4 protein-coding genes are annotated in these 2,930 nt (G+C 49.8%); all 4 read right to left on the bottom strand.

Annotated features, from left to right (window positions below; translation table 11 throughout):
- Positions 1-158: 158 nt before the first annotated feature.
- The 4 genes from J7M22_07005 to J7M22_06990 all read right to left on the bottom strand — a co-directional run bounded on the left by J7M22_07005 (position 159) and on the right by J7M22_06990 (position 2,866).
- Complete coding sequence (locus J7M22_07005; protein ID MCD6506360.1) at positions 159-824, bottom strand: hypothetical protein; 666 nt, start codon at positions 822-824, stop codon at positions 159-161.
- Positions 825-889: 65 nt separating this feature from the next.
- Positions 890-1,282, bottom strand: a complete 393-nt coding sequence (locus J7M22_07000) for a hypothetical protein (protein ID MCD6506359.1) — start codon at positions 1,280-1,282, stop codon at positions 890-892.
- The gene (locus J7M22_06995; GenBank protein ID MCD6506358.1) at positions 1,249-1,917 is read right to left on the bottom strand and encodes a DUF1573 domain-containing protein; all 669 of its coding nucleotides are present in this window, start codon (positions 1,915-1,917) and stop codon (positions 1,249-1,251) included. Before J7M22_06995 ends, J7M22_07000 begins: the two co-directional genes overlap by 34 nt.
- Before the next feature lie 88 nt (positions 1,918-2,005).
- The gene (locus J7M22_06990) at positions 2,006-2,866 is read right to left on the bottom strand and encodes a hypothetical protein (protein MCD6506357.1); all 861 of its coding nucleotides are present in this window, start codon (positions 2,864-2,866) and stop codon (positions 2,006-2,008) included.
- Positions 2,867-2,930: the final 64 nt, after the last annotated feature.

Here is a 2,930-nt window from a genome sequence, read left to right as displayed (position 1 = left end):
TGTGGAGGACATAAGGGATCAGGATGAGAATCTCCAGCAGCGTTAAAGAGATGAGAACCACCAGGGACAGATGATCGCCGATTGTCCGCATAAAGCGCTGAAGCATGATCAAATCACAATACCTGGAGGGGGAAATGTCATCTTCTTCCCCTTTAGATTCACGGTCTGAAATAGGGTTCTATGGGCAACCGTCCGCCAACAAGCTCTCGGAGCTTTCGATAATCTATGCTGGAGTAGCCTGGCGAATCCGGAGTCCTAGGTTTATAAATAACTGCTTCGGGAAATAGTCTCGCTAATTCCTTTAGCACCTCGATCCATTCTTCGCATATCTCACGTTCCCTTTTGTTAAAGATAGGCCCTGGTATATAACCCCTCATCTTCTGAAGATCGTGATATTCCTGTTGAAGCTCCTCGTGGCGAGGCAAAAGTCTTGCCAGTTGCTCATACCGTATCTGCTGTATCAGCTTCTCTGCATCTTCATCTTTCCCTTCCTCTTTCACCTCTTTATCTGCCTTTTCCTCCACTTCATCAAGCCCCACAGGCTCCTCCTCAACCTCAGCTTCTCCAGAGTTCGTCGCCTTCACTTCTTCATCATTGAAATACTCGTCCACCAGCCTGTTGAACTCCTCAAATGTCAAATCATTCTTCTCTTCCACCTTCGGCTTGCTCGGAGCAACCCTTGCAACTGCAGGCCTACTCACATGTCTTTCCATCTTTACATTCGCTTCGGGAGAAGGTTTCTCTTTCTCCCTGTGGGTCAACCAAATTCCTATAAGCACCATTAGAGCTACTACCATCATCGCTAACCCTGCTTTCATCTTCATAGTTTTACCTCCATAAAGTAAGGGGAAAAGGGTTTTCAATCCCTTCTTCCCTTCCATATGCTTGGTCACGGACAAGTTCCTCCTCCTTCTTCGTAGTTTGGTCCCCAACGGGAAACCGTGTTAATAATGACATCTGTGCAATTCAGATCTTCGTAGATGATGGTTCGGCACTCTGCTCGATTGCCAACTTGATTGCACTCGTAATATCCGGCGGCGGTTGTGCTGCAGTACTCCATCCCATATGAGATCTGAGTGATCGCACCGCTTTCAGGACATGTCGTCGGATCACAGTTCGGAACAAGAGGGTTTTTAGCAACCGTCCAGCAGATGGTGCCTCCATACAACTGGCGCATCGCCTCCTCCTTCATCGCGGACTGGTCTGCTTTCACTCCCAGTCCAACGATGACGATGCCTACAATCACCACTAGAATCTGCCATTGAAAAGCCTTGCGTAACATCGCTTTACCTCCTTCCCTACAACGAGGCAGCTGCATGTCGTAGTGATGCTTTTGATCTGTAGGGGAAGGTTGCCTTCATTTCGAAACGTGAACTCGTGACTAATGGTGGAACCCCGTGGTGCGCTGCCGAAGTTGTGGAAAACGGAGTCAAAGACGATCTTCGGAGCATTCCTTTTTCGGGGAGGGCGCGAGAAAACCAGGCATGCTCCATCGAACTCGCCGGAGAACTCACGTTTTGAAACGATATAAGGCGCGTTGATGTCGTGATTGATAATCCTGACAAAGCCGTCGAAAACCCCATCCACCACAAGGAAATGATCTCCGCTGACGTGTGCGATCACAGGCGTTCTCAGTTTCTCAAGCTCGTCAAACGTAAGTTTCCTGGCGGACACACTCAGATTCATCTTCCTGGCTGCCTGAAATAGGGAATACATGCTTATCCCCCGGTCGCTTACTCCTGTCAGGTGGATCAACTCATCGAGCGATGCATCTATATCGAACAACCGGCATATGGCCAGCAGGGATTTCGGCCCGCATAGCATGTCGCCTGTATCAAACCGAGTTTGACAGTATAACCAGCTTCCAGGGGAGAGTATCAACAACACGATAATCACCATCGAAACTAAATAACGCATCATTTGAATCCCCCTTTTCAGACAAGCTTTGCCGAGGAAATCTCGACAACGGGCTTCCCTGGACTTTGGACGTTGGACATCGATTCGCCTATCTATGATCAAATACGGTACAGTTCTTATCGATCATCAGCCTGAATCTCCTCGGTGGAATCTCCCCATTCCCCTTGAACTGAGTGAACCTCAGCTCCTTCTCCAACACAAGCCTCTCCTTGCCAGGTGGGCCGACGAATTTCCTCTTGACAACCCTCTCCGGATACCAGATCAGATCGGAATAGCGGGCCAGCGAGATCCGTATGACGATCCGTTCCCCATCCCTGGTCTGGATGATCTCCTGGGGACGGTATCCCCTCTCGGTGTTGATCAGGAACTCTATAGATCCATAAGGCTTGCGGGCCTTAATGCGATAACATCTCTCACCGTTGACCTGTTCCTCCTTGAAAGAGAGATCAGAGATCCTGTTACTCGTCAGAACCTTGCCGATCGGCGTCCCATAAAGGCCAAGCCAGCATTTGGGATCGAACTCCTCGCTCTTAAAGGGACGGAAATCCGCAGGGGGTGGGAAGATGTGATACTCCCTCTCCCTGGAACGATCGGGGTAGCGATACTCGATCTCCTCCGCTATCTTCTTCCCGTCGAAAACCCGTCTGTGTATCACCTTAACCTCCATATCTTCCTCCACATCTCCCGTCTCGATCAGCTTGGAGTAGACCTTCACCACCTCTTTCAGGAAACCGCTGGTGGCGAAGCTACCGACGTAAATCCTCTGGAACGGGGGATCAAGTTGTTCCTCCTCCCATGGGACCCTGTAGTAGGTGTTCCGCTGTTGAACCCGCACCATGTAGGAACGCAAGGCGTCGTCATAATGCTTGATCCCCTCCATAACCGCCTCATCTATAACTGCCTCTGATACCGATAGAGCTCCTATCAGTAAAAAGATCATCCAGAACATCGCTACTCTCCTTATCTGAATCTCCTGTGGTCATACACCGAGTCAAACTCATCCGGAACAACGA

The organism is Candidatus Poribacteria bacterium, assembly GCA_021162805.1.
GTDB lineage: Bacteria > Poribacteria > WGA-4E > B28-G17 > B28-G17 > JAGGXZ01.
Note: the sequence above shows the minus strand (reverse complement) of the source record. Positions and strands in the feature narration are given on the sequence as shown.